The sequence below is a fragment of the Streptomyces sp. NPDC003248 genome (assembly GCF_055563235.1).
In genome coordinates this window covers 139778-166407 of sequence record NZ_JBVHDT010000014.1, presented here as the reverse complement: position 1 = coordinate 166407, position 26630 = coordinate 139778, and the positions used below count along the sequence as shown (strand labels likewise).

The 26630-nt window shown below is 74.0% G+C and carries 26 protein-coding genes and 1 pseudogene; 19 read left to right on the top strand and 8 right to left on the bottom strand.

Annotated elements, in window-relative coordinates:
• The first annotated feature begins 358 nt into the window (after nucleotides 1–358).
• From ACZ3KJ_RS28210 to ACZ3KJ_RS28190, 5 genes are all read left to right on the top strand, one after another.
• On the top strand, nucleotides 359–1075 hold the full coding sequence (locus ACZ3KJ_RS28210; RefSeq protein WP_467531047.1) for an HdeD family acid-resistance protein: 717 nt from the start codon (nucleotides 359–361) through the stop codon (nucleotides 1073–1075).
• 160 nt (nucleotides 1076–1235) lie between these two features.
• Entirely contained in the window at nucleotides 1236–2573 is a 1338-nt protein-coding gene (locus ACZ3KJ_RS28205; protein WP_467531046.1) for a hypothetical protein, read from the top strand.
• Nucleotides 2574–2832: 259 nt separating this feature from the next.
• The gene (locus tag ACZ3KJ_RS28200; RefSeq protein WP_467531045.1) at nucleotides 2833–3303 is read left to right on the top strand and encodes an SHOCT domain-containing protein; all 471 of its coding nucleotides are present in this window, start codon (nucleotides 2833–2835) and stop codon (nucleotides 3301–3303) included.
• Nucleotides 3304–3335: 32 nt separating this feature from the next.
• Nucleotides 3336–3773: a DUF7144 family membrane protein gene (locus ACZ3KJ_RS28195; RefSeq protein WP_467531043.1), complete on the top strand. Its 438-nt coding sequence runs from the start codon at nucleotides 3336–3338 to the stop codon at nucleotides 3771–3773.
• Nucleotides 3774–3838: 65 nt separating this feature from the next.
• On the top strand, nucleotides 3839–4672 hold the full coding sequence (locus ACZ3KJ_RS28190; protein ID WP_389517318.1) for a class II glutamine amidotransferase: 834 nt from the start codon (nucleotides 3839–3841) through the stop codon (nucleotides 4670–4672).
• 116 nt (nucleotides 4673–4788) lie between these two features.
• Here the strand turns inward: ACZ3KJ_RS28190 and argG are convergent, their stop codons facing one another.
• Nucleotides 4789–6243 carry an argininosuccinate synthase gene (gene argG / locus ACZ3KJ_RS28185; RefSeq protein WP_389517316.1) on the bottom strand — a complete coding sequence of 485 codons (1455 nt, stop codon included), beginning with the start codon at nucleotides 6241–6243 and terminating at the stop codon, nucleotides 4789–4791.
• A 151-nt stretch (nucleotides 6244–6394) separates the two neighbouring features.
• Here argG and ACZ3KJ_RS28180 point away from each other — a divergent pair, with 151 nt between their 5' ends.
• The 3 genes and pseudogenes from ACZ3KJ_RS28180 (at nucleotide 6395) to ACZ3KJ_RS28170 (ending at nucleotide 9260) form a co-directional block, all read left to right on the top strand.
• Nucleotides 6395–7051 (top strand): PadR family transcriptional regulator, encoded by a 657-nt coding sequence (locus ACZ3KJ_RS28180; RefSeq protein ID WP_467531041.1) that lies wholly within the window; start codon nucleotides 6395–6397, stop codon nucleotides 7049–7051.
• A 286-nt stretch (nucleotides 7052–7337) separates the two neighbouring features.
• Nucleotides 7338–7667, top strand: a pseudogene (locus ACZ3KJ_RS28175) (peptidase); the annotation flags it as partial.
• A gap of 525 nt (nucleotides 7668–8192) precedes the next feature.
• Complete coding sequence (locus tag ACZ3KJ_RS28170) at nucleotides 8193–9260, top strand: EamA family transporter (RefSeq protein WP_467531040.1); 1068 nt, start codon at nucleotides 8193–8195, stop codon at nucleotides 9258–9260.
• 154 nt (nucleotides 9261–9414) lie between these two features.
• Here the strand turns inward: ACZ3KJ_RS28170 and ACZ3KJ_RS28165 are convergent, their stop codons facing one another.
• On the bottom strand, nucleotides 9415–10110 hold the full coding sequence (locus ACZ3KJ_RS28165; protein ID WP_467531039.1) for a pyridoxamine 5'-phosphate oxidase family protein: 696 nt from the start codon (nucleotides 10108–10110) through the stop codon (nucleotides 9415–9417).
• A 35-nt stretch (nucleotides 10111–10145) separates the two neighbouring features.
• On the opposite strand from ACZ3KJ_RS28165, the gene ACZ3KJ_RS28160 reads away from it, so the two are divergent.
• Complete coding sequence (locus ACZ3KJ_RS28160) at nucleotides 10146–11477, top strand: aminotransferase class I/II-fold pyridoxal phosphate-dependent enzyme (RefSeq protein WP_467531038.1); 1332 nt, start codon at nucleotides 10146–10148, stop codon at nucleotides 11475–11477.
• Nucleotides 11478–11687: 210 nt separating this feature from the next.
• Here the strand turns inward: ACZ3KJ_RS28160 and ACZ3KJ_RS28155 are convergent, their stop codons facing one another.
• Entirely contained in the window at nucleotides 11688–12623 is a 936-nt protein-coding gene (locus ACZ3KJ_RS28155) for a DMT family transporter (protein WP_467531037.1), read from the bottom strand.
• Nucleotides 12624–12697: 74 nt separating this feature from the next.
• Between ACZ3KJ_RS28155 and ACZ3KJ_RS28150 the strand changes: the two genes are divergently transcribed.
• Nucleotides 12698–13600: a LysR family transcriptional regulator gene (locus ACZ3KJ_RS28150; RefSeq protein WP_467531036.1), complete on the top strand. Its 903-nt coding sequence runs from the start codon at nucleotides 12698–12700 to the stop codon at nucleotides 13598–13600.
• A 236-nt stretch (nucleotides 13601–13836) separates the two neighbouring features.
• On the opposite strand, the gene ACZ3KJ_RS28145 is transcribed toward ACZ3KJ_RS28150, so the two are convergent.
• Complete coding sequence (locus tag ACZ3KJ_RS28145) at nucleotides 13837–14304, bottom strand: pyridoxamine 5'-phosphate oxidase family protein (RefSeq protein WP_467531035.1); 468 nt, start codon at nucleotides 14302–14304, stop codon at nucleotides 13837–13839.
• A 157-nt stretch (nucleotides 14305–14461) separates the two neighbouring features.
• Nucleotides 14462–14941 carry a Rieske (2Fe-2S) protein gene (locus tag ACZ3KJ_RS28140; protein ID WP_467531033.1) on the bottom strand — a complete coding sequence of 160 codons (480 nt, stop codon included), beginning with the start codon at nucleotides 14939–14941 and terminating at the stop codon, nucleotides 14462–14464.
• Nucleotides 14942–15251: 310 nt separating this feature from the next.
• On the opposite strand from ACZ3KJ_RS28140, the gene ACZ3KJ_RS28135 reads away from it, so the two are divergent.
• The 7 genes from ACZ3KJ_RS28135 to ACZ3KJ_RS28105 all read left to right on the top strand — a co-directional run bounded on the left by ACZ3KJ_RS28135 (nucleotide 15252) and on the right by ACZ3KJ_RS28105 (nucleotide 20776).
• Nucleotides 15252–15650, top strand: coding sequence for a hypothetical protein (locus ACZ3KJ_RS28135; RefSeq protein ID WP_467531031.1), 399 nt, complete (start codon nucleotides 15252–15254; stop codon nucleotides 15648–15650).
• Between the two features lie 625 nt (nucleotides 15651–16275).
• Entirely contained in the window at nucleotides 16276–17031 is a 756-nt protein-coding gene (locus tag ACZ3KJ_RS28130; protein WP_467531030.1) for a HipA family kinase, read from the top strand.
• Nucleotides 17028–17444, top strand: a complete 417-nt coding sequence (locus tag ACZ3KJ_RS28125) for a DUF3037 domain-containing protein (protein WP_385076455.1) — start codon at nucleotides 17028–17030, stop codon at nucleotides 17442–17444. Before ACZ3KJ_RS28130 ends, ACZ3KJ_RS28125 begins: the two co-directional genes overlap by 4 nt.
• 138 nt (nucleotides 17445–17582) lie before the next feature.
• Entirely contained in the window at nucleotides 17583–18344 is a 762-nt protein-coding gene (gene fabG, locus ACZ3KJ_RS28120) for a 3-oxoacyl-ACP reductase FabG (RefSeq protein WP_467531028.1), read from the top strand.
• Between the two features lie 19 nt (nucleotides 18345–18363).
• On the top strand, nucleotides 18364–19125 hold the full coding sequence (locus ACZ3KJ_RS28115) for an SDR family oxidoreductase (protein ID WP_467531027.1): 762 nt from the start codon (nucleotides 18364–18366) through the stop codon (nucleotides 19123–19125).
• Nucleotides 19126–19372: 247 nt separating this feature from the next.
• Nucleotides 19373–20056, top strand: a complete 684-nt coding sequence (ung, locus tag ACZ3KJ_RS28110) for a uracil-DNA glycosylase (RefSeq protein WP_389517275.1) — start codon at nucleotides 19373–19375, stop codon at nucleotides 20054–20056.
• A gap of 243 nt (nucleotides 20057–20299) precedes the next feature.
• Nucleotides 20300–20776 carry a hypothetical protein gene (locus tag ACZ3KJ_RS28105; protein ID WP_401697602.1) on the top strand — a complete coding sequence of 159 codons (477 nt, stop codon included), beginning with the start codon at nucleotides 20300–20302 and terminating at the stop codon, nucleotides 20774–20776.
• Between the two features lie 664 nt (nucleotides 20777–21440).
• Here the strand turns inward: ACZ3KJ_RS28105 and ACZ3KJ_RS28100 are convergent.
• Together ACZ3KJ_RS28100 and ACZ3KJ_RS28095 are read right to left on the bottom strand one after the other, a co-directional pair.
• Nucleotides 21441–21899 (bottom strand): DinB family protein, encoded by a 459-nt coding sequence (locus ACZ3KJ_RS28100; protein ID WP_467531098.1) that lies wholly within the window; start codon nucleotides 21897–21899, stop codon nucleotides 21441–21443.
• A gap of 248 nt (nucleotides 21900–22147) precedes the next feature.
• Nucleotides 22148–22858 (bottom strand): TetR/AcrR family transcriptional regulator, encoded by a 711-nt coding sequence (locus ACZ3KJ_RS28095; protein WP_467531025.1) that lies wholly within the window; start codon nucleotides 22856–22858, stop codon nucleotides 22148–22150.
• 98 nt (nucleotides 22859–22956) lie between these two features.
• On the opposite strand from ACZ3KJ_RS28095, the gene ACZ3KJ_RS28090 reads away from it, so the two are divergent.
• Both ACZ3KJ_RS28090 and ACZ3KJ_RS28085 read left to right on the top strand, forming a co-directional pair.
• Entirely contained in the window at nucleotides 22957–24153 is a 1197-nt protein-coding gene (locus ACZ3KJ_RS28090; protein WP_467531024.1) for an FAD-dependent monooxygenase, read from the top strand.
• Between the two features lie 10 nt (nucleotides 24154–24163).
• On the top strand, nucleotides 24164–25075 hold the full coding sequence (locus ACZ3KJ_RS28085) for a Gfo/Idh/MocA family protein (protein ID WP_467531022.1): 912 nt from the start codon (nucleotides 24164–24166) through the stop codon (nucleotides 25073–25075).
• Here the strand turns inward: ACZ3KJ_RS28085 and lnt are convergent.
• Complete coding sequence (gene lnt, locus ACZ3KJ_RS28080; protein ID WP_467531020.1) at nucleotides 24993–26558, bottom strand: apolipoprotein N-acyltransferase; 1566 nt, start codon at nucleotides 26556–26558, stop codon at nucleotides 24993–24995. The two genes, ACZ3KJ_RS28085 and lnt, sit on opposite strands and share 83 nt — an antisense overlap.
• Between the last annotated feature and the right edge of the window lie 72 nt (nucleotides 26559–26630).

Sequence of the window (26630 nt, the reverse complement as noted above, 5' to 3'; positions counted from 1 at the left end):
CCCACTCCCACTTCCTGGACGGGCGTCCTCGGCATCCCCCGGAGCGCCCCCGTGGCAGCCGCCGGCCTCCCCCGCGGGGTTCCCCTGGCCGATCCGGGTCCCGTCGCCCGAGCCGGGGTCTCCTCGTGGTCGCCGCGGTGCCGTGGGCGCGCTGGTGCGCGGCGACGACCTCGACGCCGTACCCGCACCGGAGTGCGGCTCCGCGCACCCACCTCACCGTCTCCGCGCCGCGCACGGATCACCCGCGGCGGGTGACCCGGTGGCCCCTGGCCGAACGGCACGCTGGCCCGGTGAGGTCACCACACACCGCCCCGTCGGCGGTCCGGGAGCGGCCCGCCCGATCACGCGAGGTGGAGCCATGACCATGTCGCGTGGTCCGGTACCGCCCACCGGACCGGAACAACCCTCCGGCGGGGCGGCCGCCGGGCGCGAGCGCGCCCGCCGGAACGACCCGGCCGACCCCTTCGCGTCCGACGCCACCACCACCGCCCCGGCCGACGTGCTGGCCGCACTCGGGCGGTCGTGGACGTGGATCCTCGGTGCGGCCTTCGCCACGCTCGTCCCGGGTGTGCTCGTCCTGGTCTGGCCCGACGCGACCCTGCACGTGCTCGCGGTCCTCGTCGGCCTGTACCTGCTGGTGGCCGGACTCTTCCGGTTCGTCGACTCGTTCGCCCGCACCGACCACGGTGAACGGCTGCCCGGCCTCCTCGTGGCCGTGCTCTACGTGCTCGCCGGCGTGCTGTGCCTGCGCAACCCGTTGCAGACCGTCACCGCGCTCTCCCTGATCGTCGGGGCCGTCTGGCTGGTCTCGGGCATCCTCACCCTCCACACGGCCATCGCGGCCAAGGACATGCCCCACCGGGGCGTCGTCCTCGGCGTCGCGGCCCTCGGCATCGTCGCGGGGATCGTGGTGCTCGCCCTCCCCACGGAGTCGGCCCGGGCGCTGACCCGGCTGCTCGGACTGTGGCTCGTCCTGCTGGGGCTGGCCGAGGTGGCCGTCGCCCTCGCCTGGCGGGCCGCGCTGCGCCGGGCCGGCCTGGGTGGGCGGGGCGGTCCCGACGACCGGACCGGCTGAGACCACCGGCTTAGGCCACCGGCCGAGACCACCGGCCGAGACCACCGGCCGAGACCACCGGCCGAGGCCACGGGCTGAGACCACTGGCCGAAGCCAAGGCGGCAGTGGCAGCGGCAGCGGCAGTGGCAGCGGCAGTGGCACACACCATCGAGGAGGAATCATGGTCTCGGGCCACACCTCAGGACCGTCTTCCGCCGGCAACGGCCCAGGCGACCACGCCCTGAGCGCAGAGGAACGCGCGGAGTACGAACGGCTGCGCCGGGCGGCGGGAGCGCACCACCGGCGCCTGCGCACGGCGGGCGCCGCGGTCCTGCTGGTGGTGACCCTGCTGCTGGCCCCCGCGGCCGTGGTGGCGGCCTGGGTGCAGGACACCGTCACCGACACCGACCGCTATGTGGAGACCGTCGCCCCGCTGGCGTCGGAACCGGCCGTCCAGGAGGCCGTGACCGACAAGCTGACCGACCGCGTGGTCGCCAACGTGGACGTCCAGGCGGTGACGGACGCCCTGACGAAGGTGCTGGCGGACGCCGGTGCGCCGCCCCGGGTGGTGGCGGGCGCCGATGCCCTCACCGGCCCGCTGCGCTCGGCGGTCAAGACCGTCGTCCACCGCAACGTCGAGCGCGTGATCAGCAGCGACGTCTTCGAAGAGGTCTGGGTGCGAGCCAACCGGCGGGCCCACACCGCCGTGCTGAACATGCTGACCGGGGACCGGCAGGGGGTGCTGGTCGCCTCGGGTGACGCCGTGGAGCTCAACCTCGGCGCCGTGGTGGACGACGTGCGCCAGCGCCTCGTCGACCAGGGCTTCGAGAAGGCGTCCGCCATCCCCGACACCGACCGCACGATCACGCTCTTCCGGACCGAGGAGCTCGGCAAGGCACAGGACGCGCTGCGCCTGCTCGACATCGTCGGCGTCTGGCTGCCCGTGCTGACCGTCGCGCTCGCCGCCCTCGCCGTGGGGACAGCTCCGGGACACCGGGTGATGCTGCTGATCACCGCGCTGGGCGTCGGGGCGATGATGGTGTTGCTGCTGGTGGCACTGGCCGTGGTGCGGCGGGTCTACCTGAACGACGTTCCCCCGTCCACCCTGCCGCCCGACGCCGCCGCGGCGATCTTCGACACCTTCGTCCGCTTCCTGCGCGACAGCACGCGCACCCTCCTGGTCGTCTCCCTGATCGTCGCCCTGGCCGCCTACCTGTACGGTCCCGGGCGCGCGGCCCGCTGGGTGCGCCGCTCGGCCGGGCGCTGGACGACGGCCGGCGGGCGGGCGCTGGGCCGCGCGGGCCTGCGCACGGGCGGGGCGGGACGGTGGCTGGACACCCACCGCAAGGCGGTCACCGGCGTCACGATCGGTGCGGGCGCGCTGGCGCTCGTGCTGTGGAACCACCCCACGATCGCGGTGGTGGTGCTGGTCCTGGTCCTGGTGGTCGTGGTGCTGGCCGTCGAGGCGGTCCTCGCCGCCGCGGCTCCCGGCCGCGACGCGGTGGCCCCGGAGCCGTGAGCCGCGGTGCTCGGCCGGGCCGAGGCGAACCGCGACCCGCGAAGCGCAGTCCCCCGGCCCCCGGCCGGGGGACTGCGGCCCGTGGGCGGCGCGGGCCCGGCGACGGGCGTCGTCTCCGGAGCCGTACCGGAGGCCACACGATGCTCACCCGCCCCGGGTGAGGCGTCCCACCGGGTCCCGCGCGCACGCTGAGGACGGCAGGGCACGGCACGACCGGCCCGGGCCCGGGCCGGAACGCGGGACGGAACGGAGGAGAAAAATGAGTGAGGACGTCTACCTCGCGTACGACTTTCCGCTGTTGAGCGCCTTCTGGACCATGCTCTGGTTCTTCCTGTGGGTCATGTGGTTCGTCCTGCTGTTCCGGATCGTCGTGGACATCTTCCGGGACGACGACCTCAGCGGCTGGGCGAAGGCCGGCTGGCTGGTGTTCGTCATCGTCCTGCCGTTCCTGGGCGTGTTCGTCTACGTGATCGCCCGCGGCAAGAACATGGGCGGTCGTGAGATCGCGCAGGCACGGGCCCGCCAGGAGGCCTTCGACAGCTACGTCAGGGAGACCGCCAGGGGCGGCGCGGACCGGCCCAGCAGCGTCGACGAGCTCGCCAGGCTGTCCGAGATCCGCGCCCGCGGCGACATCACGGACGAGGAGTTCCGCCGGGCCAAGCAACTGGTCCTGAGCGGCCACGGCCCCACGGAAGGCCCGGGTCCGGTCCACTCCGCCCCCGGCCGCTGAAGTACCGAACGACACCGAATCGAGGAACCGGGATGACAGGGACACACACCCCGCAGACAGAATCGGCCAAGTACGCGTGGGCGGAAGGCCTCACCGTCTTCGCCGCCGTCACTCTCATGCTGGCCGGGGTTCTCGGGATCTTCCGGGGCATCATGGGGATCGCCGAGGACGACGTCTTCGTGGCGACGCGCAACTACGTCTTCCAGTTCGACCTGACCGGCTGGGGCTGGACCCACCTGATCCTGGGCGCGCTCGCGGTGATCGTCAGCCTGGGACTGTTCCAGGGGGCCATGTGGGCACGCGTCGCGGGCGTCGCCATCGCCGGGCTGATCATCATCGCCAACTTCCTGTCGCTGCCGTACTACCCGATCTGGTCCGTCGTGATGATCGCCTTCTCCGGGTTCGTCATCTGGGCTCTGTGCGTGGCGCGCGGGGACCGCTCGGGCGGCGGGTGGGAACGCCGGGTGTAGCCGGACCACAGCGGTACAGCAGACATCGGCCGTCGGCGGGCCGGCGGCCGGGAAGGCGGTGGCTCATGTGCCGTTGGCTGGCCTACTCGGGCACCCCCGTCCTGCTCGACGCCATCCTCTACCGGCCGCAGCACTCGCTCATCGACCAGAGCCTGCACGCCCGGATGGGGGTGGAGACGACGAACGGCGACGGGTTCGGCGTCGGCTGGTACGGGCCGCACGTGGACACCCCCGCGGTGGTCCGGGACATCGGCCCCGCGTGGAGCAACCACAACCTGCGGGAGATCGCCGGCCACGTCCGCTCACCGCTGTTCTTCGCCCACATCCGGGCCTCGACCGGATCGGCGGTGCAGCAGACCAACTGCCATCCGTTCCGCCACGGCCGCTGGATGTGGATGCACAACGGTGCCATCGCCGAGTTCCACCGGATGCGCCGCGACCTCGCCCTCGCCGTCGATCCGCGTCTCTTCCTCGACATCGAGGGCTCGACCGACTCGGAGATGATGTTCTACCTGGCGCTCACGTTCGGACTGGAGGGGGACCCGCCGGGTGCCGTCGCGCGGATGGCGGCCCTGGTCGAGCGGGTCGGTCACGAGCACGGCGTGGAGTTCCCCCTCCAGATGACGCTCGCCGTCACCGACGGGCATCGGCTGTGGGGGTTCCGCTACTCCAGCGAGCGGGCCTCCCGCTCGCTCTTCTACAACACGCGGGTCGACACCCTGCGCGCCCTCCACCCCGACGTCGGTTTCCTGCAAGAGCTGTCCGACGAGACCCGGCTCATCGTGTCGGAGCCGCTGGGGGACCTGCCCGGCGCCTGGATCGCGGTGCCCGAGAGCACCTACGGCGTGGTGCAGCCGGAGGGGGACGAGCTGCATCCGTTCGTACCGGAGGCGGCGTAGGGCAGGGGGCCATGGCTCCGTTCCCGGTACCGGGCACTCCGTGACGGTCGGCACCGGGAACGGAAGAGGCCGGCTCGGCGCTGTCCGCGCCGAGCCGGCCCTGTCGTCGCCGCCGGTCAGTCCGTGCCGAACTCCATCGCGGCGCGGTCCAGCAGTTCGTCGTCGGCGGAGACCGCGCCGCGCGAGGCGATGGCCTCGGCGCCGCCCTCCGGCATCTCCGGCATGGTGCCGATCAGCCCGGTCGCGGCCGCCTGGGCGGCGCCGATGGCGGGGCTGCCGGTGCCGATCAGGCCGAGGCCGGCGTACTGCTCCAGCTTGGCGCGCGAGTCGGCGATGTCGAGGTTGCGCATGGTGAGCTGGCCGATCCGGTCCACCGGGCCGAACGCGGAGTCCTCGGTGCGCTCCATGGACAGCTTGTCCGGGTGGTAGCTGAACGCCGGGCCCGTGGTGTCGAGGATCGAGTAGTCCTCACCGCGCCGCAGCCGCAGCGTCACCTCGCCGGTGACGGCCGCGCCGACCCAGCGCTGCAACGACTCGCGCACCATCAGCGCCTGCGGGTCCAGCCAGCGGCCCTCGTACATCAGCCGACCGAGCCGCCGTCCCTCGGTGTGGTACTGGGCGAGGGTGTCCTCGTTGTGGATCGCGTTGACCAGGCGCTCGTACGCCGCGTGCAGCAGGGCCATGCCGGGCGCCTCGTAGATGCCGCGGCTCTTGGCCTCGATGATCCGGTTCTCGATCTGGTCCGACATGCCCATGCCGTGGCGGCCGCCGATGGCGTTGGCCTCCATCACCAGTTCGACGGCGGAGGCGAACTCCTTGCCGTTGATCGAGACCGGGCGGCCCTGGTCGAAGCCGATCGTCACGTCCTCGGTGGCGATCTCCACCGACGGGTCCCAGAACCGCACGCCCATGATCGGCTCCACGGTCTCCACGCTGGTGTCCAGGTGCTCAAGGGTCTTGGCCTCGTGCGTGGCACCCCAGATGTTGGCGTCGGTGGAGTACGCCTTCTCCGTGCTGTCGCGGTACGGGAGGTCGTGGGCGAGGAGCCACTCCGACATCTCCTTGCGGCCGCCCAGCTCGGTCACGAAGTCCGCGTCCAGCCACGGCTTGTAGATCCGCAGGTGGGGGTTGGCGAGCAGGCCGTACCGGTAGAACCGCTCGATGTCGTTGCCCTTGAAGGTCGAGCCGTCGCCCCAGATCTGGACGTTGTCCTCGAGCATCGCCCGGACCAGGAGCGTGCCCGTGACGGCGCGGCCGAGCGGCGTGGTGTTGAAGTAGGCGCGCCCGCCCGAGCGGATGTGGAACGCCCCGCAGGCGAGCGCGGCCAGGCCCTCCTCGACCAGCGCCGCGCGGCAGTCGACCAGGCGCGCGATCTCGGCGCCGTAGGTCTTCGCGCGGCCGGGCACCGAGGCGATGTCGGGCTCGTCGTACTGGCCGATGTCGGCGGTGTAAGTGCACGGAATGGCGCCCTTGTCGCGCATCCACGCGACCGCGACCGAGGTGTCGAGGCCGCCCGAGAAGGCGATGCCGACGCGCTCGCCGGCGGGAAGGGAGGTGAGGACCTTGGACATAGGAAGAGTATGCAGTGTCGCGCATCATCATGCAAAGGCAGTGCTGGGCGGGAGGTCGGCAGGCCTTGCCGTGGGCTTGCCATCCCCACCTTTCCGATATATCGTTGAAGCATCGCGACAGATCAACGATGGAATGAATGGAGTGATGGCGATGCGTAGCCACGGATTCGAGCGTGGACATCGGCAGGGCGGCCCCTCTCGGCGTGGCCGGGGCGGTTTCGGGCCGGACTTCGAAGCGCGACGGGCGGCCTTCGGCCCGTTCGGGCCGGGCGGTCCGGGGTTCGGCCCCGGTGGTCCCGGCGGCGGTTTCGGGCCGGGCTTCGGCCCCGGGCCGTGGGGCGGCCGAGGGCGCGGCGGACCCAGGGGAAGGGCGCGGCGCGGTGACGTGCGGGCCTCGATCCTGGCCCTGCTCAAGGAACGGCCCATGCACGGTTACGAGATGATCCAGGAGATCGCCGAGCGCAGCGGCGGCGCGTGGAAGCCGAGCCCCGGCTCGGTGTACCCCACGCTCCAGCTGCTGGAGGACGAGGGCCTGATCAGCAGCGAGTCGGAGGGCGGCAAGAAGCTGTTCTCGCTCACCGACGCGGGCCGTACGGCGGCCGAGGGCGGCCCGGACGCCCCCTGGGAGGAAGCCTCCCGCGGGGTCGACTGGGAGGCCCTCAGCGAGATCCGCCAGGCCGGCTTCGGTCTGATGGAGGCCTTCGGCCAGGTCTGGAAGACCGGCAGCAAGGAGCAGCGCGAGAAGGCGCTGGCCGTCATCAACGACGCGCGCAAGAAGCTGTACCTGATCCTCGCCGACGAGGACTGACGGCCTCCCCGCCGTGAGACGGGCGCCCCGCGGGACAACCCCGCGGGGCGCCCTTTGCGCGTACGGCGGCGCCCTGGCCCCGGGGCGGGGCGCGCGGCCGGCCGATGAGTGCCCGGCACGGGCGGCCGCGTACAGCAGGAAACGTGCCCCGCTGGGCGAAGAATGGCCAGATATCCTCCCTGCGGAGGAGATTTCGCACGCCGGGGTCCGCTCCGCGTGGGATGCGCAGATGCTCCCCTCCGTCGATGACGTGCCGCGTCGGGGCTGATGGGGTGGGGATGTGCACATGCGTACCTCTGGGCCCTCGTCCGGCGAGATCCCCCGGCAGCCGGGTGGCGACGGGGCGGCCCGTGCCGTGGACGGCGACGCCGGACTCAGCGCCGAACTGACGGCGGCGCTCGCCGGCGCGCGACGCCGCGCCGCCCGGGACGGGGACCGGCAGATCGACACCGCCCACCTCCTGCACTCCCTCCTGGAACACGACCCCGAGGTACGCGCCGTGTTCGACGGCAGCCCGCGGCTCGCCCGGCTCCTCGGCTACCTCGCCCAGCGCAGCATCGGCTACGGCCTGCGCTGGCGGGGCGGGGTCGAGGACTCCGGAGCCCTGCCGGTCGTGCCGGCCGTGCCGGCCGTGGACGACTCCGTTTCCCCCGCGGCGGGGTCGGTGGCGGGGTCGGTGGCGCCGGCGACGGCGGGGCTGACGGCGGGGCTGGTTGCCGGGCCGGCATCGGGGTCGGCGGCCGGGCCGGCATCGGGGTCGGAGTCCGGGACGGGGGCGGCGGCCGGGTCGGAGTCGGGGGCGGGGGCAGGGGCGGCGGCCGGGCCGGCAGGTGAGCCGGTGGCCGCGGATTCCGGTGCCCCGCGCAGCCTCCCCGCGGCCGAGGGCTTCTCGCCCGTCGCCGCCGCCGCGCTGCGGCACGCGTGTGTGCGGGCCGCCTGCCGCGCCGACGGACCGGCGGTCCGCGGTGTCGACCTGCTGGTGGCACTCGTCGCCGATCCAGGGGCCCGGGCCGTCGAGGTCCTCGGCCGCGCCGGCGTCGACGTCCGCGTGGTGCGGGCGGGACTCCCGGCCGTGGGTTCCCCGTCCAGCCGCTGAGACAGGTGCAACAGGGGTGACGCTCATGTCGTCGCCTGTCATCATGTGCCGGTGCATGCGTCTTCGAGCAGTCAGGGAAACCGTGGAAGGGCCGTAGGGCTCTCGCTGGCGGTCGGGTCGGCCATCGCCTTCGGCGGATCCGGGGTCGCGGCGAAACCGCTGATCGAGGCGGGCCTCGATCCGCTGCACGTGGTGTGGCTCCGGGTGGCCGGTGCGGCCCTGGTGATGCTCCCGCTCGCCGTGCGCCACCGTGCGCTGCTACGCCGCCGGCCCGCCCTCCTGGCCGGCTTCGGACTGCTCGGGGTGGCCGGTGTCCAGGCCTTCTACTTCGCGGCCATCTCCCGTGTCCCCGTCGGCGTCGCGCTGCTCGTCGAGTACCTCGCGCCCGCCCTGGTGCTGGGCTGGGTGCGGTTCGTGCAGCGGCGGTCCGTGACGCGTGCCGCCGTGCTCGGTGTGGTCCTCGCGGCCGGCGGGCTCGCCTGTGTCGTCGAGATCTGGTCGGGGCTCCGCTTCGACGCCCTCGGACTCCTCCTCGCACTGGCCGCCGCCTGCTGCCAGGTCGGCTATTTCGTCCTGTCCGACCAGGGCAGCGACTCCGGCGACGGCGCCCCGGACCCGCTCGGCGTCATCGCCTACGGCCTCCTCGCCGGAGCCGCCGTCCTCACGGTCGTCGCCCGCCCCTGGGGCATGGACTGGGCCGTACTGGCGCACTCCGCCCGGATGGACGACGCCGAGGTTCCGGCCTGGCTGCTGCTCGCCTGGATCGTGCTGATCGCCACGGTCGTCGCGTACGTCACCGGCGTGGTCTCCGTGCGCCGGCTCTCTCCGCAGGTCGCCGGAGTGGTGGCCTGCCTGGAGGCGGTGATCGCCACCGTCCTGGCCTGGTTCCTGCTCGGTGAGCACCTCTCGGCCCCGCAGATCGCGGGCGGCGCGGTGGTCCTGCTGGGCGCGTTCATCGCCCAGTCGTCCACGCCGTCCAAGCCGTCGACGCCGTCCCAGCCGTCGACGCCGTCCAAGCCGTCGACGCCGTCCACGTCGTCCACGGGAACCGCCCAGCCGGCGGCGGACGGCAGCCCCGAGCGGGAGCTGTCCGCGCGGGGGACGGCTGCCTGAGGAGGCGAGTCGTGCCTTCGGACGCGCTCGTCCCACTGTCCTTCCGGCGCGGTCGGCCGGACTCACCCCGGTCCGGCCCGCCCGCCCCGCGCGCTCGATCCCGGCGGGAAGCCGAGCGGCGGCGTTCGGTCGACCGGACGCCGGCGGACCGCGGTCACAGCGCGGCGAGGTAGTCCGGGACGGCGGTGCCGGGCGCCAGGCCGGCGTCCGGGAGCGGAGTGCCGTAGCCCTTGCGCAGGGGGACCACGCCCGCCCAGTGGGGGAGAGCGAGGTCCTCGGGCTCCTCGTTCACCCCGCCGGTGCGGGTCTTGGCCGAGACCTCGTTCAGGTCGAGGCGGATCACCGCGGTGGCCGCCAGTTCCTTCTTGTCCGCGGGCCGGGAGTCGGCGGCCCGGCCGGGGACGACCTGGTCGACCAGGGCGTCGAGCGCCGCCCGCTTCTCCTCCGGGTCGGTCACGTCGTACGCGAGGCCGTGCACCACCACGGAGCGGTAGTTGATCGAGTGGTGGAAGGCCGAGCGGGCCAGGACCAGACCGTCGACGTGGGTCACGGTCAGGCACACCGGCAGCCCCGGGTCGGCCTGCCCCGTCATCCGCAGCGGGCGGGACCCCGTCGAGCCGTGGACGTACAGCGTCTCGCCGACCCGGCCGTAGAGCGTCGGCAGTACGACCGGCGCGCCGTCGCGGACGAACCCCAGATGGCAGACGTAGCCCTCGTCGAGTATCGCGTGCACGAGGGCCCTGTCGTACGACGCCTTCTGCGCGGACCGGGTGGGGACCGTGCGGTCGGTCGGGGTGTAGGCGGCGGGCGGCGTGGGCTCTGCGGTCCCCCGTACGACCCTCTCCTGCATGGCGGCCTCCATTGCACTAGTGCATAATCTGGTTTGTGCTAGGAGAGTATCCGATCAAGGGTCGGCGCGCAGCCGACATTTCCGCGAGCGTCGAGCGCGCGGTGGCGGACGGCGCCCTGAACGCCGGGCAGCCGCTGCCCCCCATGCGCGAGCTGGCGGAACTCCTCGGGGTGAACCCCAACACCGTCGCGGCCGCGTACCGCACCCTGCGCGAGCGCGGGGTGATCGAGACCGACGGACGCCGCGGCAGCCGGGTGCGCGCGAAACCGGCCACCACCGCGCGCGAGTTCATCCGGGTGGAGGTCCCTGAGGGGGTGCGGGACGTGGCCGCCGGCAATCCCGATCCCGCCCTCCTGCCGGCCCTGGCGCCGGCCTTCGCGTGGGCCGCCGCACAGGGCGACCGCGAGCCGGTCCTGTACGGCCACGAGCCCGTGGAGCCCGAACTCGCGCGCCTGGCCCGGGCTGAACTCGACGCGGACGGCGTCCCGGCCGGGCCCGTGGCCGTCACCACCGGCTGCCTGGACGCCGTCGAACGCGTCCTCGCCGCGCACCTCAGACCCGGTGACACCGTGGCCGTCGAGGACCCCGGCTGGGGGTCGCTGCTCGACCTCGTACCGGCGCTCGGACTGCGCACGGTCCCGGTCGGCCTGGACGACGACGGGCCGCTGACCGAGGACGTGGAGAGCGCCCTGCGGGCCGGGGCGCGCGCCCTGATCGTCACCGACCGGGCGCAGAACCCGACCGGCGCCGCCCTGAGCGCTCCCCGCGCGCGTGCCCTGCGCGGCGTGCTGCGCGCGCACCCGCACACCCTGCTCGTCGAGGACGACCACGGCCACCGGATCGTCGACCTGCCCCTGCACGCCCTCGCCGGGGCCACCCGGCACTGGGCGTTCGTGCGTTCGGCCGACAAGGCGTACGGCCCCGACCTGCGGCTCGCCGTCCTCACCGGGGACGACCTCACCCTGGACCGGGTCCGGGGGCGGCAGCGGCTCGGCCCCGGCTGGGTCAGCCGGATCACCCAGCGGGCCGTCGCGCGCCTGTGGGCCGACGGCGCGGTCGACGGGCGGGCGGTCGCGGCGTCGTACGGCGGCCGCCGCGACGCGTTGCTCGCCGCGCTGGCGGAGCGGGGCGTCGAGGCGCGCGGGCGCAGCGGGATGAACGTGTGGGTGCCCGTGCCGGACGAGACGGGAGCGGTCGCGCGGCTGCTGAACACCGGGTGGGCGGTCGCGCCGGGGGCGCGGTTCCGGCTCGGCTCGCCGCCCGGGATCCGGATCACCGTCTCGGCGCTGCGCGAGGGGGAGACCGCGGCCCTGGCGGACGCGGTCGCGTCGTCCGTGCGGTCCGCGCCGGGCCACGGCCCCGTCTGAGCCCGTCCGAGCCGCGCCGACCGCCGGCACCGGTCGTACACCGCCGGGCACTGGTCGTACACCGCCGACACCGGACGTGCAGCCACGCGTCGGCGGCACCCCCCGCGTCGGCGGCACCCCCCCGCGACGGCGGCACTCCTGCGCCGGCCGCACACCGCCACGCCGATCGTCGTCGTCCCCCGCCGTCTCCCGGACCCGCCCGACTCGGGGTTACGACGTCCTCCTCGCCTGTGTCAGCGCGGCCCCGGCCAGTACGATCACCGCCCCCACCGGTGTCGACCAGCTCAGCGACTCGCCGAGGAGGGCGACGCCCGCGACCGTGGCGATGACCGGGATGAAGTACGTGACCATCTGGGCGGTCGTCGGGCCGACCTCGGTGACCAGGCCGTACTGGATGAGGACGGCCAGGCCGGTGCCGAGGGCGCCCAGCGCGGCGACGGCGAGCAGCGGGAGCAGCGGGAGGCGGGTCGGGAAGCTGGTGAACAGGGGGGTCACCACGGCGAGCTGGACGGTCGCCAGCCCCAACTGCGCCCCCGTCATCGACAGCGCCGAGGAGCCGGTGCCGGCGAGGGTGCGACGGACGTAGATCCAGCCGATGGGATAGCTGAGGGAGGCCAGCAGGGCGAGGGCCGTGCCCCGGGCGTCGAGCCCGTCGAAGCCGTGCCAGGCGCCGAGGACGGTGAGGACGCCGAGGAAGCCCAGGCCCAGCCCCGCGACCCTGACCCGGGTCGGCCGGTCCTCGGAGAGGGCGACCAGGGACAGGGCCATGCCCCACAGGGGCGAGGTCGCGTTGCAGATGCCGGCGAGCGTGGACGGGATCGTCAGCTCCGCGTAGGCGAAGAGGGAGAACGGCAGCGCGTTCAGCAGGAGGGCGGCGACCGTCAGGTGCCCCCAGGTGCGTGCCCCGCGCGGCAGCCGCTCCCGCTTCACCGCCATCGCGGCCGCCAGCACCGCCGTACCGAACACCAGCCTGCCGAGCGTCACCTGGAACGGCGCGTAGCCCTGCGTGCCCACCTTGATGAGCAGGAAGCTGAAACCCCAGATCAGCGACAGGGCGGCGAAACGCAGCCGCCAGTCCAGGGTGCGACGGGCGCGGGCGGCGGAGGCCGGGGTGTGGGTACGGGCGGCGGGGGCGGTGGTGGTCATGGTCACCACCGTGCGGGACAGAACCTCGTAGCACAATCGAGAATCGGCACTCGGTATTGCGTAGCATCGCTTACATGTTGAACCTGGAGCGCCTGCGCACCCTCGACGCCCTCGCCCGGCACGGCTCGGTCAGCGCCGCCGCCTCCGGGCTGCACATCACCACGTCGGCCGTCTCGCAGCAGCTGGCCAAACTGGAACGGGAGGTCGGGCAGCAGCTCCTGGCCCGGCACGGGCGCGGCGTACGTCTGACCGACGCGGGGCGGCTGCTCGCCCAGCACGCGGCCCGCATCCTCTCGCACGTCGAACTCGCGCAGTCCGACCTGGAGGCGCACCGCGGGCAGGTGGTGGGCGAGCTGCGGCTGTCGGCCTTCCCGACCGCCGCACGCGGACTGTTCCCCACCGCGCTGGCCGGCCTGCGCGCGGAGCACCCCGGACTGCGGGTGCGCTCGTGCGAGCTGGAGCCGGAGAACGGCGTCGCCGGGGTGGTGCGCGGCGACCTCGACCTCGCGGTCGTCCTCGACTGGTACAACAAGCCGATGCCGGTCCCGGACGGCCTGGTCAAGGCACCCCTCCTCGACGACCCGGCCGAGGTGGCGATGCCCGCCGGGCACCCCCTCGCCGGACGGGAGGAGGTGGATCTCGGGGAGTTCGCCGAGGACGAGTGGATCACCTGGGGCGAGGGCGAGTTCTGCCACGAGTGGCTGATGTTCACGCTCCGCTCGCGCGGCGTCGAGCCCATCGTCGGCCACCGGGCGGCCGAGAGCCACACCCAGATGGCCCTGGTCGCCGCCGGACTGGGGGTGTGCATCGCTCCCCTGCTCGGCCGCCGGCCGGTGCCGGAGGGAGTCGTCACCGTCCCGCTGCGGCAGCAGGCGCGCCGGCACGTCTACGCCGTGTGGCGGGCCGACGCCGACCGCCGTCCGTCGATCCGCGCAGCGGTCGGTGCGCTGAAGTCGGCGGCGGAGAAACTGGATTGACGGGTCCGCGCCGACGGGTCCGCGGCGACGGGTCCGCGGCGACGGGTCCGCGGCGACGGGTCCGCGCCGACAGGTCAGCGGCGAAGAGCCCGCGGCGAAGAGCCCGGACTGACGGGGCCGGACTGACGGGCAGGGCGGACGGCTACCGTCCGCTCCGTCCGCCGACCCATCCGTCCATCCGTCCATCCGTCATCGGTCGATCCGCTGACCGCCTGACCGCCTGTCCGCCTGTCCGCCTATCCGCCGGCCAGCTTGCGGAAGTCCCAGGACACGGTCTTCTCCGGCCGCAGCCGCAGCCACGCGTGCCGCCCGTCGTGCGGAATCGAGTCCAGCCCGAAGTTCTTGCGGGCGAACAGCGTCTCCACCGCGTCGAGTTCGGCGCACAGCTCCCCGGTGCGCGGGATCTCGCCCACGAACTCCACGGTGCCGGACAGCTCGACGCCGCGCAGCGACTCGTACTCCTCGCCCGTGTCGACCACGACCGCGACCCGCGGATCGCGCCGCAGGTCCGCCCACCGCTTGCTGCGCACCACCGAGTACAGCCACAGAGCGGAGCCGTCCCACAGGAACCACAGGGCGCTGACGTGCGGGGCGCCGTCGGCGGAGACGGTGGCGACCCGGCAGGTGCGCTGGGCGGTCAGGAACGAGTCCAGCTCGCCCGGCGTCATCATGATCTTCCGGCCCCGGCGCTGCGTGACGGTCATCCGGCCCTCTCCTCTTCCCTCTTCGCTTCGCTTCTCCCACGTCGTGCCCCGGGCGATTCTCCGACGCCATGCCGGCAAACGGTACGGGGGCGCCACCGGAGCGCGCCCCCCCGCGATGATCCGCCGCATCCGGCCCGTCCGGAGGGGCCGGGCCCGCTCAGGCGAGGGTGATCGAGTCCCCGCTGACCGTGATCTGCACCTCGGGCAGCGGCTTCGTCGCCGGACCGCTCTGCACGCTGCCGTCCGTGATCGAGAAGTTGCTGTTGTGGCACGGGCAGTTGATGACGCCGTCCGCGATGCTCTTCACCGCGCACCCCTGGTGGGTGCAGACCGCCGAGAAGGCCTTGAACTCGCCCGCCGCCGGCTGGGTGACGACCACCTTCTGCGCGTCGAAGACCTTGCCGCCGCCCTCGGGGATCTCGGCTGTGGTCGTGAGCGCGCCGTCGGCCGCCGCGCCGCCGGTCGAACCGGCTGATCCGGAAGCACCCGAGGTGCCGGCCGAGGCCGAGGAGCCCGACGTGTCGTCGTCCGAGCCTCCGCACGCGGTCAGCGCGACGGCGAGCCCCGCGGCTCCGGCGGCCGCCACGACGGTACGGCGGGCGGGGGTCGGCACGGGTTTGATCGATGCGCTGGTCATGCGGGGAATCCCTTCCAGGGGAGGTTCGGTGATCTGCGGGAAGGTACGGGCCGAGGGCGCGCGGTGTTCAAGCCGTGCGGCGCCCGTGCGGCGCCCGTCCGGCGGTCGTCCGCCGGTCGTGCGGCGGCACTCCGTCTGTCGTTCTGCCCGGACGATGTTCGAGATGGTGGCCCCTCCGGGGTGAGGGCGGCGTAAGCCACGGCTGTCGCGGAGCTGTCGGCCGGGCGGGGCCGGGCCCCGCGCCCCGGTGGCCTGGGCCGATACTCGGGGAAGTCGTCGCGACCCGTTGCATCGGTCGACTTCGGCGCTGGTGGAGCAGAGCCTTCTCGACAGCCGTGCGCGGGTCGTCTTCGAAGTCGGCCGGCAGAGGATCGCGATCGACGGCGACGTGCCGCAAGGCCGGGATGCGAGGTGGTTCCCGCCGGTGGAAGGTGGTGTCATGAACCAGCACCACCATCATTCCCAGCGGATGACCGAGATCGACACCCGGCTCCTCAAGGCCGGTGCCGTGCTCACCGCAGCCGGTGCCGGGGTGGTATGCGCCGGGATGGCCGTCGCGGCCTTCGCCTTGTCCACGGCGGCGCGGCGCATGATCCGCGACATGGACGTGCCCCCGTCCGAGCAGGCGGCCATGAAGTGGCGTCAGGCCAAGGAGGCGTCTCGGGCGGGCATGCGGGCGTGGCAGTCCGCGTCCGACGCCCATCGATAACGGCTCCTCGTGCGGTTGTCGACCACCATGAACAGCGGCGGCTCTCCCGCCTCGGAGCCGTCGGACCGATGTCGGCCGGGCCGGTTGCCGTGGGCGCCGGGCCGACGGCGGGAATGGCCACATCCCCGGCGGTGAGTCGTCATGGCGGTGATGCCGTGCGGCCCGGCAGCGATCCGCCGTTCCTCGTGCGGCGGGACGGCCGGCTCGATCCGGTCACGGGCGGCAGCACGCCACCGCCCCGGCCGGGGGACACGGTCATCCTGCTGTCCCCGGGCGGACGGGCCGACGAGAGTCCGCGAAGGCAGGCCGGCCGTCGGCTCCCGACCACGCAGCCCGTCGTTCCACGTCCCAGGTCTCCGCGATGACCCGCACCTGGACGAGCAGGCGACCGCCTTCCGCGACCTCCTCGACGATCACCCTCGGTTACTATGCTCACTTCATGCCGGAGGCTGGAGGCAAGGGGTGAACGGCTCCTGACGGACTGCTGGGGAGGCAAGGACATCCGCATGCCGGTCGGGACCGCCCGGTTCCGTCCCGGGGCCGTTGACGGGCGATTGCCATTTCCGCGCGCCACCCCGAGGGTGATCCCGGATTGCAAGGCAGTAGAGACAGGTGGCATGGGAAAATGCTGAAAGAGGTCACTGCGACCCGTTACATCACACCCCTGCGTGAGGGCGGCTCGCTGCCAGGACTGATCGAGGCCGACGACCTCGCCACCTACGTCCTGAAGTTCACCGGCGCCGGACAGGGCCGCAAGACGCTCGTCGCGGAGGTGGTCTGCGGCGAACTCGCCCGCCGGCTGGGTCTGCGGATGCCCCGCCTGGTGACCGTCGAGGTCGACCCGGTGCTGGGGCTCGGCGAACCCGACCAGCAGGTGCAGGACCTGCTGCGCTCCAGCCGCGGCACCAACCTCGGCATGGACTTCCTCTCCGGCGCCCTCGGCTTCGATCCGCTCGCCTTCCCGGTGAGCCCCGAGGAGGCCGGCCGGATCGTCTGGTTCGACGCGCTGGTGAACAACGTCGACCGCTCCTGGCGCAACCCCAACCTGCTCGTGCACCGCGGCGACCTGTGGCTCATCGACCACGGTGCCACCCTCATCTGGCACCACAACTGGCCCTCCGCCGAGACCTCCGCCGCCCGCCCCTACGACGCCGGCGACCACGCCCTCGCCCGCTTCCGGCCGGACACCGCCGCCGCGGCCGCCGAACTGGCCCCCCTGGTCACCGCGGACCTCCTCGCCGAGGTCACCGCCGAGATCCCGGACGTCTGGCTCGCCGACGAGCCCGGCTTCGACACCCCGGACGCGCTGCGCCGCGCCTACGCGGCCCCCCTCCTGGCGCGCGCCGCCGTCATCCACGAACGCATCAAGGGGGCCGAGTGAACGACCGCCACATCATCAGGGCCAGCGAGGCGAACGAACGGGACGTCTACGAGTACGCCCTGCTGCGGGTCGTCCCCCGTGTCGAGCGCGGCGAGTGCATCAACGCCGGCGTGCTCGTCTACTGCCGGGCCCAGGCCTACGTGGGCGCCCGCACCCACCTCGACGAGGCCCGGCTGCTCGCCCTCGACCCGCACGCGGACGTGGCCGGTGTCCGTGCCGCCCTGCGGGCGGTGGAGACGGTGTGCGGCGGCGGCGACGCGGCCGGTCAGGCGGCCGGTGACGACGCCGGCCGGCGCTTCCGCTGGCTGATCGCGCCCCGCTCCGCCGTCGTCCAGCCCGGCCCCGTGCACACCGGGCTCACCACCGACGCGGCCGCCGAGACGGAGCGGCTCCTCACCCTGCTGGTGCGGTAATCGATCACACCCGCGCGGTGCGCCGTTGACACCGGGTGCCAGGGCTTCTAGCGTCACGTCTGCTGAAGGTACTAAGCGGTCGGTCACCGATGGAGCCGGCCGTACGGAGCCGCACCCCAAGGGCGAGGAGAAGCAGCAATGTCCACCACTGAGCAGCGGGTCGCAGTAGTCACGGGCGCGGCACGCGGCATCGGCGCCGCCACGGCCGTACGGCTGGCCGCCGAGGGCCGCGCGGTCGCGGTCGTCGACCTCGACGAGGCCGCCTGCAAGGACACCGTCGAGAAGATCACCTCGGCGGGCGGCCGGGCGATCGCGGTCGGCGCCGACGTCTCCGACGAGGCCCAGGTCGAGGCGGCCGTCGCCCGCGTCGTCGAGGAGCTCGGCGCCCCGACGATCCTCGTCAACAACGCGGGCGTGCTCCGTGACAACCTGCTGTTCAAGATGAGCGTCTCGGACTGGGACACGGTCCTGAACGTGCACCTGCGCGGCTCGTTCCTGATGGCCAAGGCCGTTCAGAAGCACATGGTCGACGCCGGCTTCGGCCGCATCGTCAACCTCTCCTCGTCCTCCGCGCTCGGCAACCGGGGCCAGGCCAACTACTCCGCCGCCAAGGCCGGTCTGCAGGGCTTCACCAAGACCCTCGCCATCGAGCTCGGCAAGTTCGGCATCACCGCCAACGCCGTCGCCCCCGGCTTCATCGTCACCGACATGACGGCCGCGACCGCCGCCCGGGTCGGCATGGGCTTCGAGGACTTCCAGAAGGCGGCCGCCTCGCAGATCCCGGTGCAGCGCGTCGGCGAGCCCGACGACATCGCCAACGCGATCGCCTTCTTCACGGGCGAGGCCGCCGGCTTCGTCTCCGGCCAGGTGCTGTACGTCGCCGGCGGACCGCTCAACTAGCTCACCAGGGGTCACCGACATGACTGAACTGCCCGCACTCTCCGGCAAGGTCGCCCTGATCACGGGCGCCAGCCGCGGCATCGGCCTCGGTGTCGCCGAGGCGCTCCTCGCCCGCGGCGACCGGCTCTGCATCACCGGCCGCAACGAGGACGCCCTCAAGGAGACCGTCGAGAAGCTCGGCGCCGACCGCGTCATCGGCGTCGCCGGCCGGGCCCACGACCTGGAGCACCAGACCGCCGCCGTCGACCGCACGATGGAGGCCTTCGGCCGCATCGACTACCTGGTCAACAACGCCGGCACGAACCCGGTCTTCGGGCCGATCGCCGACCTCGACCTGGACGTGGCCCGCAAGGTCTTCGAGACCAACGTGGTCTCCGCCCTCGGTTTCGCCCAGAAGACCTGGCACGCCTGGCAGAAGGACAACGGCGGCGCCATCGTCAACATCGCCTCCGTCGCGGGCCTGTCGGCCTCGCCCTTCATCGGCGCCTACGGCGTCAGCAAGGCCGCGATGATCAACCTGACCCAGCAGCTGGCGCACGAGTTCGCGCCGCGGGTACGGGTCAACGCGATCGCCCCGGCCGTGGTGAAGACCAAGTTCGCCCAGGCCCTGTACGAGGGCCGGGAGGCCGAGGCGGCGGCCTCCTACCCGCTGGGCCGGCTCGGCGTGCCCTCCGACATCGGCGGCGCCGCCGCGTTCCTGACCTCCGAGCAGTCGGACTGGGTCACCGGCCAGACGCTCGTCGTCGACGGCGGCATCTTCCTGAACGCCGGCGTGGGCTGACCGTCCCGCACGGCCCCAGGGCGCCGCCTCCCGACCGGGGGCGGCGCCCTTCGCGTCCCACAGGCCGCACACGGGCCGGACACGGACGGTGCACGGTGGGTGCACAATGTCATGGCAACGTCGTCACCTCGCGCCCGCCGACGGCGGGGGCCCCGCGCCGGCCGGTGGGCGGACCGCGGTGCCCGTTGTCAGTGGTCGCCTGTAGGTTCTGTGGTCTGGAAGTGACCGCACAACGAAGGACGTTGACGTGACCGACATCGCCATGCTGCCCGAGTCCTGGCGCGGGGTCCTGGGCGACGAGCTGCAGCAGCCCTACTTCAAGGAGCTGACGGAGTTCGTCGAGGAGGAGCGAGCGAAGGGTCCCGTCTACCCTCCGCGCGAGGAGGTCTTCGCCGCGCTCGACGCGACGCCGTACGAGCGGGTGAAGGTCCTGGTCCTCGGCCAGGACCCGTACCACGGCGAGGGCCAGGGGCACGGCCTGTGCTTCTCGGTGCGGCCCGGCGTGAAGATCCCGCCGTCGCTGCGCAACATCTACAAGGAGATGCACGAGGAGCTGGGCACGCCCGTCCCCGACAACGGCTACCTCATGCCGTGGGCCCAGCAGGGCGTGCTGCTGCTCAACGCCGTCCTCACCGTCCGCTCCGGCGAGGCGAACTCGCACAAGGGCAAGGGCTGGGAGAAGTTCACGGACGCGGTGATCCGGGCCGTGGCCGACCGGCCCGACCCGGCGGTCTTCGTCCTGTGGGGCAACTACGCGCAGAAGAAGCTGCCCCTGATCGACGAGACGCGGCACGTGGTGGTCAAGGGTGCGCACCCCTCCCCGCTGTCCGCGAAGAAGTTCTTCGGCTCCCGGCCGTTCACCCAGATCAACGAGGCGGTGTCCCGTCAGGGCCACGAGCCGATCGACTGGACGATCCCGAACCTGGGCTGATCCCTCCCGGGCCGCCCGTTCCGGCTCCGGCCCGCACGGTCCGACTCGGCCCGCCCGTTCCGCCCGCGACAGGCCCGTTCCGCCCGCGGCCGGTCCGTTCAGCCCGCGGCCGGAGCGGTCCGCGCATGACCGGTCCGTTCCGACTGCGACCGGCCCGGTTCGACTGTGACCGGCCCGGTGGAGCCTGACCGGGATCGCCACCGGCTGCGGTTAGCGTCGTGGCAACGACGCAAGGAGGCCGCCGTGGTGGATCGACAGGGGCAGACGGCGCCGGACGCCGTGCTGACGCGCATCGGGCAGGTCGTGATGCTGCACCACGGGGGTGACCGTGAGGAGGCCCGGCGCCGCCTGCTCGAGCTGTGGACGGAGATCGGCGAGGACGGTGACGCGCTGCACCGCTGCACACTGGCCCACTACCTCGCCGACACCCAGGACGACCCGTTCGACGAGCTGGCCTGGGACCTGCGGGCCCTGACGGCGGCGGAGGAGGACGGCGACTCGCCCGAGGTGCGGGCGCTGTACCCCTCGCTCCAGCTCAACCTGGCGGCGGACTACGTGAAGCTGGGCCGCTCCGAGGCCGCCCGCGCCCATGTGCGCAGGGCGCGGGGAGCGGCCGGCGCGCTCGGCGACGACAGCTACGCGGACGGCGTGCGGGCGGCCATCATCAGGATGGAGCTGCGGCTGGGGGAGCCCGGCTGCGGCCACCCCGGCGGTGCGTAGCCGTCTGCCGTCAGTACGCCCGCTCGCAGATCACCGCCTCCGGGCTGTCCGAACGCCAGCCCCCGTACCGTCGGCCGAGAGCGCACACGTCGGTGTTCCTCTCGACCTCCTCCCGTACGTCGGGGACCTCCCCGCGCGGTGACGCCGGGCGCGCGGGTTCCGGCCGGGCCGGCCGGGTGCGGGGAGGGGGCTGAGGGGCCGTGCGGGGAGGACGCGGTGGCGGGGCGGTGCCGGGCGGTGGCTGCGCGGCCGGTGCCGACGCGGCCGGTGCCGGCGGGGTGGCCCGCCGCGCACGTGGCGGCGCGGACGGCTCCGGCGCACGCCGCGTGCCCACCCGCTCCAGTGCCTCCAGGGCCGGCGCCTGGACGACCCGGGTCCCGGCCCGGCCGTCCGGCCGGGGCAGCGGCGCGGTCGTGGGCGCGGAGGGAGGGGCGGGGGCCGCGGGCGGGCCCGGCGCCGGCGGGTGCTGGAGGGTCACGCATCCGGTCAGGGCCGAGACGGCCACGGTCACCAGGAGCGTCGCGGTGGTCGACGTCGTTCGATGCACCCGCGCCACTCTGCTGGGTGCGGCCCCTCCAGACACGGCGGTCGGGCGGGCAGTGGCCCACACGGGTGATCCACCGCCCCCCGAGGGGGACGGCCGCCCCCTCGGGCTGACGCGGTGTCACTCCCCGGTGGCGCCGTCGACGCGTTCGCGGAGCAGGTCGGCGTGGCCGTTGTGCCGGGCGTACTCCTCGATCATGTGCGTGTAGATCCAGCGCAGGCTGTACGACTCCCCCGTGGAACGGCGGACGCCCCGGGAGGGCTCGTCGAGCCCGTGTCCGGCCGCGTTGCGCCGGGCCACATCGATCTCTTCCTGCCAGGTCGCGTGCGCCTCCCGCCAGGTGTCCTCCTCGGTGAGGTGGAACTCCCCGTCGGGGTCCTCGTCGCTGAAATAGATCGGCCCCGCGTCCTCGCCCATGAGGACCGCGCGGAACCAGCCGCGTTCCACCTCCGCCATGTGCCGCACCAGCCCCATCAGGGACAGCTCGGACGGCGGGGCCGAGGCGGTGCGGAGCTGGGCGTCGGTGAGGCCCTCGCACTTCCACGCCAGGGTCTGCCGGTGGTACTCCAGCCACCCCAGCGGCCGGGCGCCGAGGGGCCGACAGCCGCCGAGCCCGCCGGCAGCCGTTGAGCCGCGGTCGCCCCGGACCTGCGGTCGGCCGTGCTGAGCCTGCCGGCAGCCGTTGAGCCGCGGTCGGCATGGACCCGCGGTCGGCCGCGCTGAGCCTGCCGGCAGCCGTTGAGCCGCGGTCGTCCCGAACCTGCGGTCGGCCGCGCCGAACTAGCCATCGGCCGCGCCGAGCCAGCCGTCGGCCGCCGAGCCAGCCGTCAGTCGCCGAGCATGCCGTCGAGCAGTTCCCGTGCCCCCGCCCGCAGCTCGTCCGGGCCCGGCGTCCGCCCGCCGAAGGAGCCGGCCACGCAGGAGAACATCAGCCCGTCCGCCCAGGCGACCAGGGACAGCACGTGCCGGGCGGGGTCGGAGGAGCCGGCGGCGGTGAGCAGGGCGGTGAGCCGGTCGCGGAAGACGGCGCCGGCCGCGTCGTAGAAGGTGCGCAGTTCGGGGCGGCGGGTGGCCTCCAGGGCCAGTTCGTAGCGGGCGACGAGCAGGTCGCGGTGGTGGGCCAGGGAGCGGTGGACCGCCAGGGCCAGGGCCTCGGTCAGCGCGCCGCGGCCGCCGCGCGGATCCGGCATCTCCTCCAGTGCCAGTACCCGGGCCTCCCGCTCGGCGAGCCGCCGCACGGCGAGCCCGAGCAGTGCCTGCCGGGTGCGGGCGAGGTTGGAGGTGGACCCCTGGGGCAGCCCGGCGGCCTCGTCCACCGCCCGGTGCGTCAGCCCGCGCATGCCCCGCTCGGCGAGCAGGGCGAGCGCGGTGTCGGCGACCAGTCCGGCGCGGGAGCCGGGGGAGGGGGACGCGTCGCGGGGGGCGGGGGTGCCGGAGGGCGTGGACGCGGTGCGGGAGGCGGGGGCGGGGGTGCCGGAGGGCGTGGACGGGGTGCGGGAGGCGGGCGAGCCGGGGGAGGCGGAGGCTGGCAGGGGCATGGGACCAACCTACCGCCCTCACTACACCCGTAGTATCGTCGCTCCCGTGGCCCCACTACAGATGTAGTGGGGTGGGGTGTCCGACCCGAGGAGGAGCCATGGCACAGTCGTCGCACGCGGTCGTTGTCGGAGGCGGGATCGGTGGCCTCACCGCCGCCGCGGCCCTGCACCGACGCGGCCTGCGGGTCACCGTCCTGGAGCGGGCCCCGTCCCTGGCCCCCGTCGGCGCCGCCATCTCCCTGGCCCCCAACGCGCTGCGCGCCCTCGACGTCCTCGGCGTCGGCGACCGCGTCCGCGACCTCGCCGCCTGGCAGGGCGACGGCGGCCTGCGCACCCCGCGCGGCCGCTGGCTCTCCCGCACCAGCGCGGACGCGGTGGCCGCCCGCTTCGGCGGCCCCCTGGTCCTGCTGCACCGGGCCACCCTGGTGGACACCCTGGCCGGCCTGCTCCCGCCCGACGCCGTCCGCACCGGCACACCCGCCGGCCTCGCCGACCCCGGCGGCACCGAGTGCCCGGCCCGCGTGACCACGCCCGACGGCGAACTGGAGGCCGACCTGGTGGTCGCCGCCGACGGCATCCACTCCGCCGTACGCCGGACCCTCTTCCCCGACCACCCCGGCCCGGTGTACACCGGGTTCACCACCTGGCGGATCGTGATCCCGCTGCCCGGCGTCGAGTTCGCCTCCCACGAGACCTGGGGCCGGGGCCGCCTGTGGGGGTCCCACCCGCTCAAGGACGGCCGGGTGTACGCGTACGCCGCCGCCACCGCCCCGGCCGGGGAGCGCGCCCCCGACGAACGGGCCGAACTCCTGCGCCGCTACGGCGACTGGCACCACCCCGTCCCCGACATCCTCGCCGCCACCCGCCCCGAGGACGTCCTGCGGCACGACGTCCACCACCTGGCCGAGCCGCTGCCCGCCTTCCACCGCGGCCGCGTCGCCCTCGTCGGCGACGCCGCGCACGCGATGCCGCCCTCCCTCGGCCAGGGCGGCAACCAGGCGGTCGAGGACGCGGTCGTCCTCGCCCACCACCGCGCCGACCTCCCCGCCTACACGGCCGCCCGGCTGCCCCGTACGACGGCCATCACCAGCCAGGCGCTGCGCACGGCCCGGCTCAGCATGGCCGCCCACCCCGTCGCCGTCGCCGTACGCGACACCGCGGTGGCCGCGCTGTCGGCGTTCGGGCCCGGCCTCTTCCTGCGCGGCTTCGACGGGATCGCCGACTGGCGGCCGCCGCGGTCCCCGTATGCTGCCGTCGAGGCGGACGTGGACACGCACGGCGCGGACCAGCAGTGAAGGAGCCCCCGTGAAGGTCGGCTGCATCGGACTCGGCGACATCGCGCGGAAGGCGTACCTGCCGGTGCTCGGCGCGCTGCCCGGCCTCGAACTCCACCTGCACACCCGCACACCCGCCACCCTCGACCGGGTCGCCGACACGCTCCGGGTGCCCGCCGGGCAGCGGCACCGGGACCTCGACGCGCTGCTCGCCCAGGGCCTGGACGCCGCGTTCGTGCACGCCCCCACCGACGTCCACCCCGAGATCGTCGCCCGGCTGCTCCGGGCGGGCGTCCCCACGTACGTCGACAAGCCGCTGGCGTACGAACTCGCCGACTCCGAGCGGCTCGTGGCGCTCGCGGAGGAACGCGGGACGAGCCTCGCCGTCGGCTTCAACCGGCGCCACGCCCCCGGCTACGCGCAGTGCGCCGACCATCCGCGCGAGCTGATCCTGATGCAGAAGAACCGCATAGGGCTGCCCGAACGGCCCCGCACCATGATCCTCGACGACTTCATCCACGTCGTGGACACCCTGCGGTTCCTCGCGCCGGGCCCGGTGGACGACGTGACCGTGCGGGCCCGGGTCGTGGACGGGCTGCTGCACCACGTCGTCCTCCAGCTCGCCGGGGACGGCTTCACCGCGCTCGGCGTCATGAACCGTCTCAGCGGCTCGAACGAGGAGATCCTCGAGGTGTCCGGGCAGGACACCAAGCGGCAGGTCGTCAACCTCGCCGAGATCCTCGACCACAAGGGGCAGCCGACCGTGCGGCGGCGCGGCGACTGGGTGCCGGTGGCCCGCCAGCGCGGCATCGAACAGGCCGTCCTCACCTTCCTGGACGCCGTGCGCGCGGGCAAGGTGCTCAGCGCGCGGGACGCGCTGGCGACACACGAACTGTGCGAGCGGGTGGTACGGGCGGTGGCGGAGCGCTCCGCCGCGTCCTGACCGTCCGCGCCCCCTCCGCCACGCACACGGCCGCCAGGACCAGCAGCGCCGCGTGGGCCGGCCAGTCGCCGAAGCGGACGTACGGGGTGGTGCCCCCGGTGAGCGGCACCTCACGGACGGCCGCGGAACTCGCGTCCGTCCCCAGCGCCGGGCCCAGCCGCCGGCCGCTCGCGTCGTACACCGCGGAGACGCCCGTCAGCGTCGCGTGGACGAACGGCCGGCCCGTCTCCGCGGCGCGCAGGGCGCCGAGCGAGGCGTGCTGCGCGGGCGCCCAGCTCGACTGGAACGTCGACGTCGACGACTGAGCGACCAGCACGTCCGCGCCGTCCGCGGCGAGATGCCGGCTCATGTCGGGGAACGCGGTCTCGAAGCACACCATCGGGCCGATCCGCAGCCCCGCCCCGACGTCCATCACGACCTGCCCGCCACCGCGCCGGCGGTCCTCGCCGGCCGCCTTGCCGACCGAGGTCGCCCAGCCGAGCAGCGAACGGGCCGGGACGTACTCGCCGAACGGCACCAGACGCATCTTGTCGTACCGATCGCCGGTCGCGCCGTCCGGTCCGACCAGGATCGAGCTCTTGTAGATGCCTGGCCGGTCGGAGCGCCGGGCGTCCACGTTGACCAGGATGCCGGCGCCGGTCGACCGGGACAGCTCCGCCAGCCGCCGCGCCAGGTCGGGCCGGTCGTCCAGGTCGTACCCGACACCGCTCTCGCCCCAGACGATCAGGTCGACGTCCTGCCCGGCGAGCCGGCGCGTCAGCTGTTCCTCCCGGTCGAAACGGCGCTCGGGCCCCTCGACGACGCCCGGCTGCACGACGGCGATCCGGGCCCGGCCCGTCACCTCCGGACGCGGCGACCACACCCACGCCGTGCAGGCCGCGGCCGCGGTGGCCACCAGCCCCGCGACGGCCGGCACCCGGTGCGCCGGGACGGCGACGAGCACGGCGACCGCCACGTTCACGGCCACCACCAGGAAGCTGAGCAGCCACACCCCGCCGACGGACGCCAGCCGCAACGCCGGTTCCACCTGCCACTGACTGGCGCCGAGCACACCCCACGGCCCGCCGAGGCCCTCCCAGCTCCGGACGAGTTCCACGGCCAGCCAGCCCGAGGGCAGCACGACGAGCGCGGCGACGGCCCGCCCCCGCGCGGGCGCCCCCGCCAGGAACCGGCGCACCAGCCAGCCCCACGGCCCCCACAGCGCCCCCAGCAGCGCCGCGATCACCAGGGTGAACACGTGCAGGAACGGCAGCAGCCACAGATGCATGGCCAGCATGAACCCGAACCCGCCGCTCCAGCCGTCGTACACCGCCCGCCGCCCCGTCGGCGCCGAGCGCACGAGCAGGATCCAGGGCACCAGCGCGAGGAACGCCCACCACCACAGGGCCGGCGCCGGGAACGCCGGCACGGGCAGCGCGCCGGCCAGCGCCCCGACGGCCGACCGCCGCCACGGGGAGGTGAGCAGGAGACCGAACGTCTTCATACGGCACCTCCCTACCCGCTGGTGGCTCCAGTGTGCGCGCCCGCGGTGATCTCCGACCAGATGGCCTCGCGG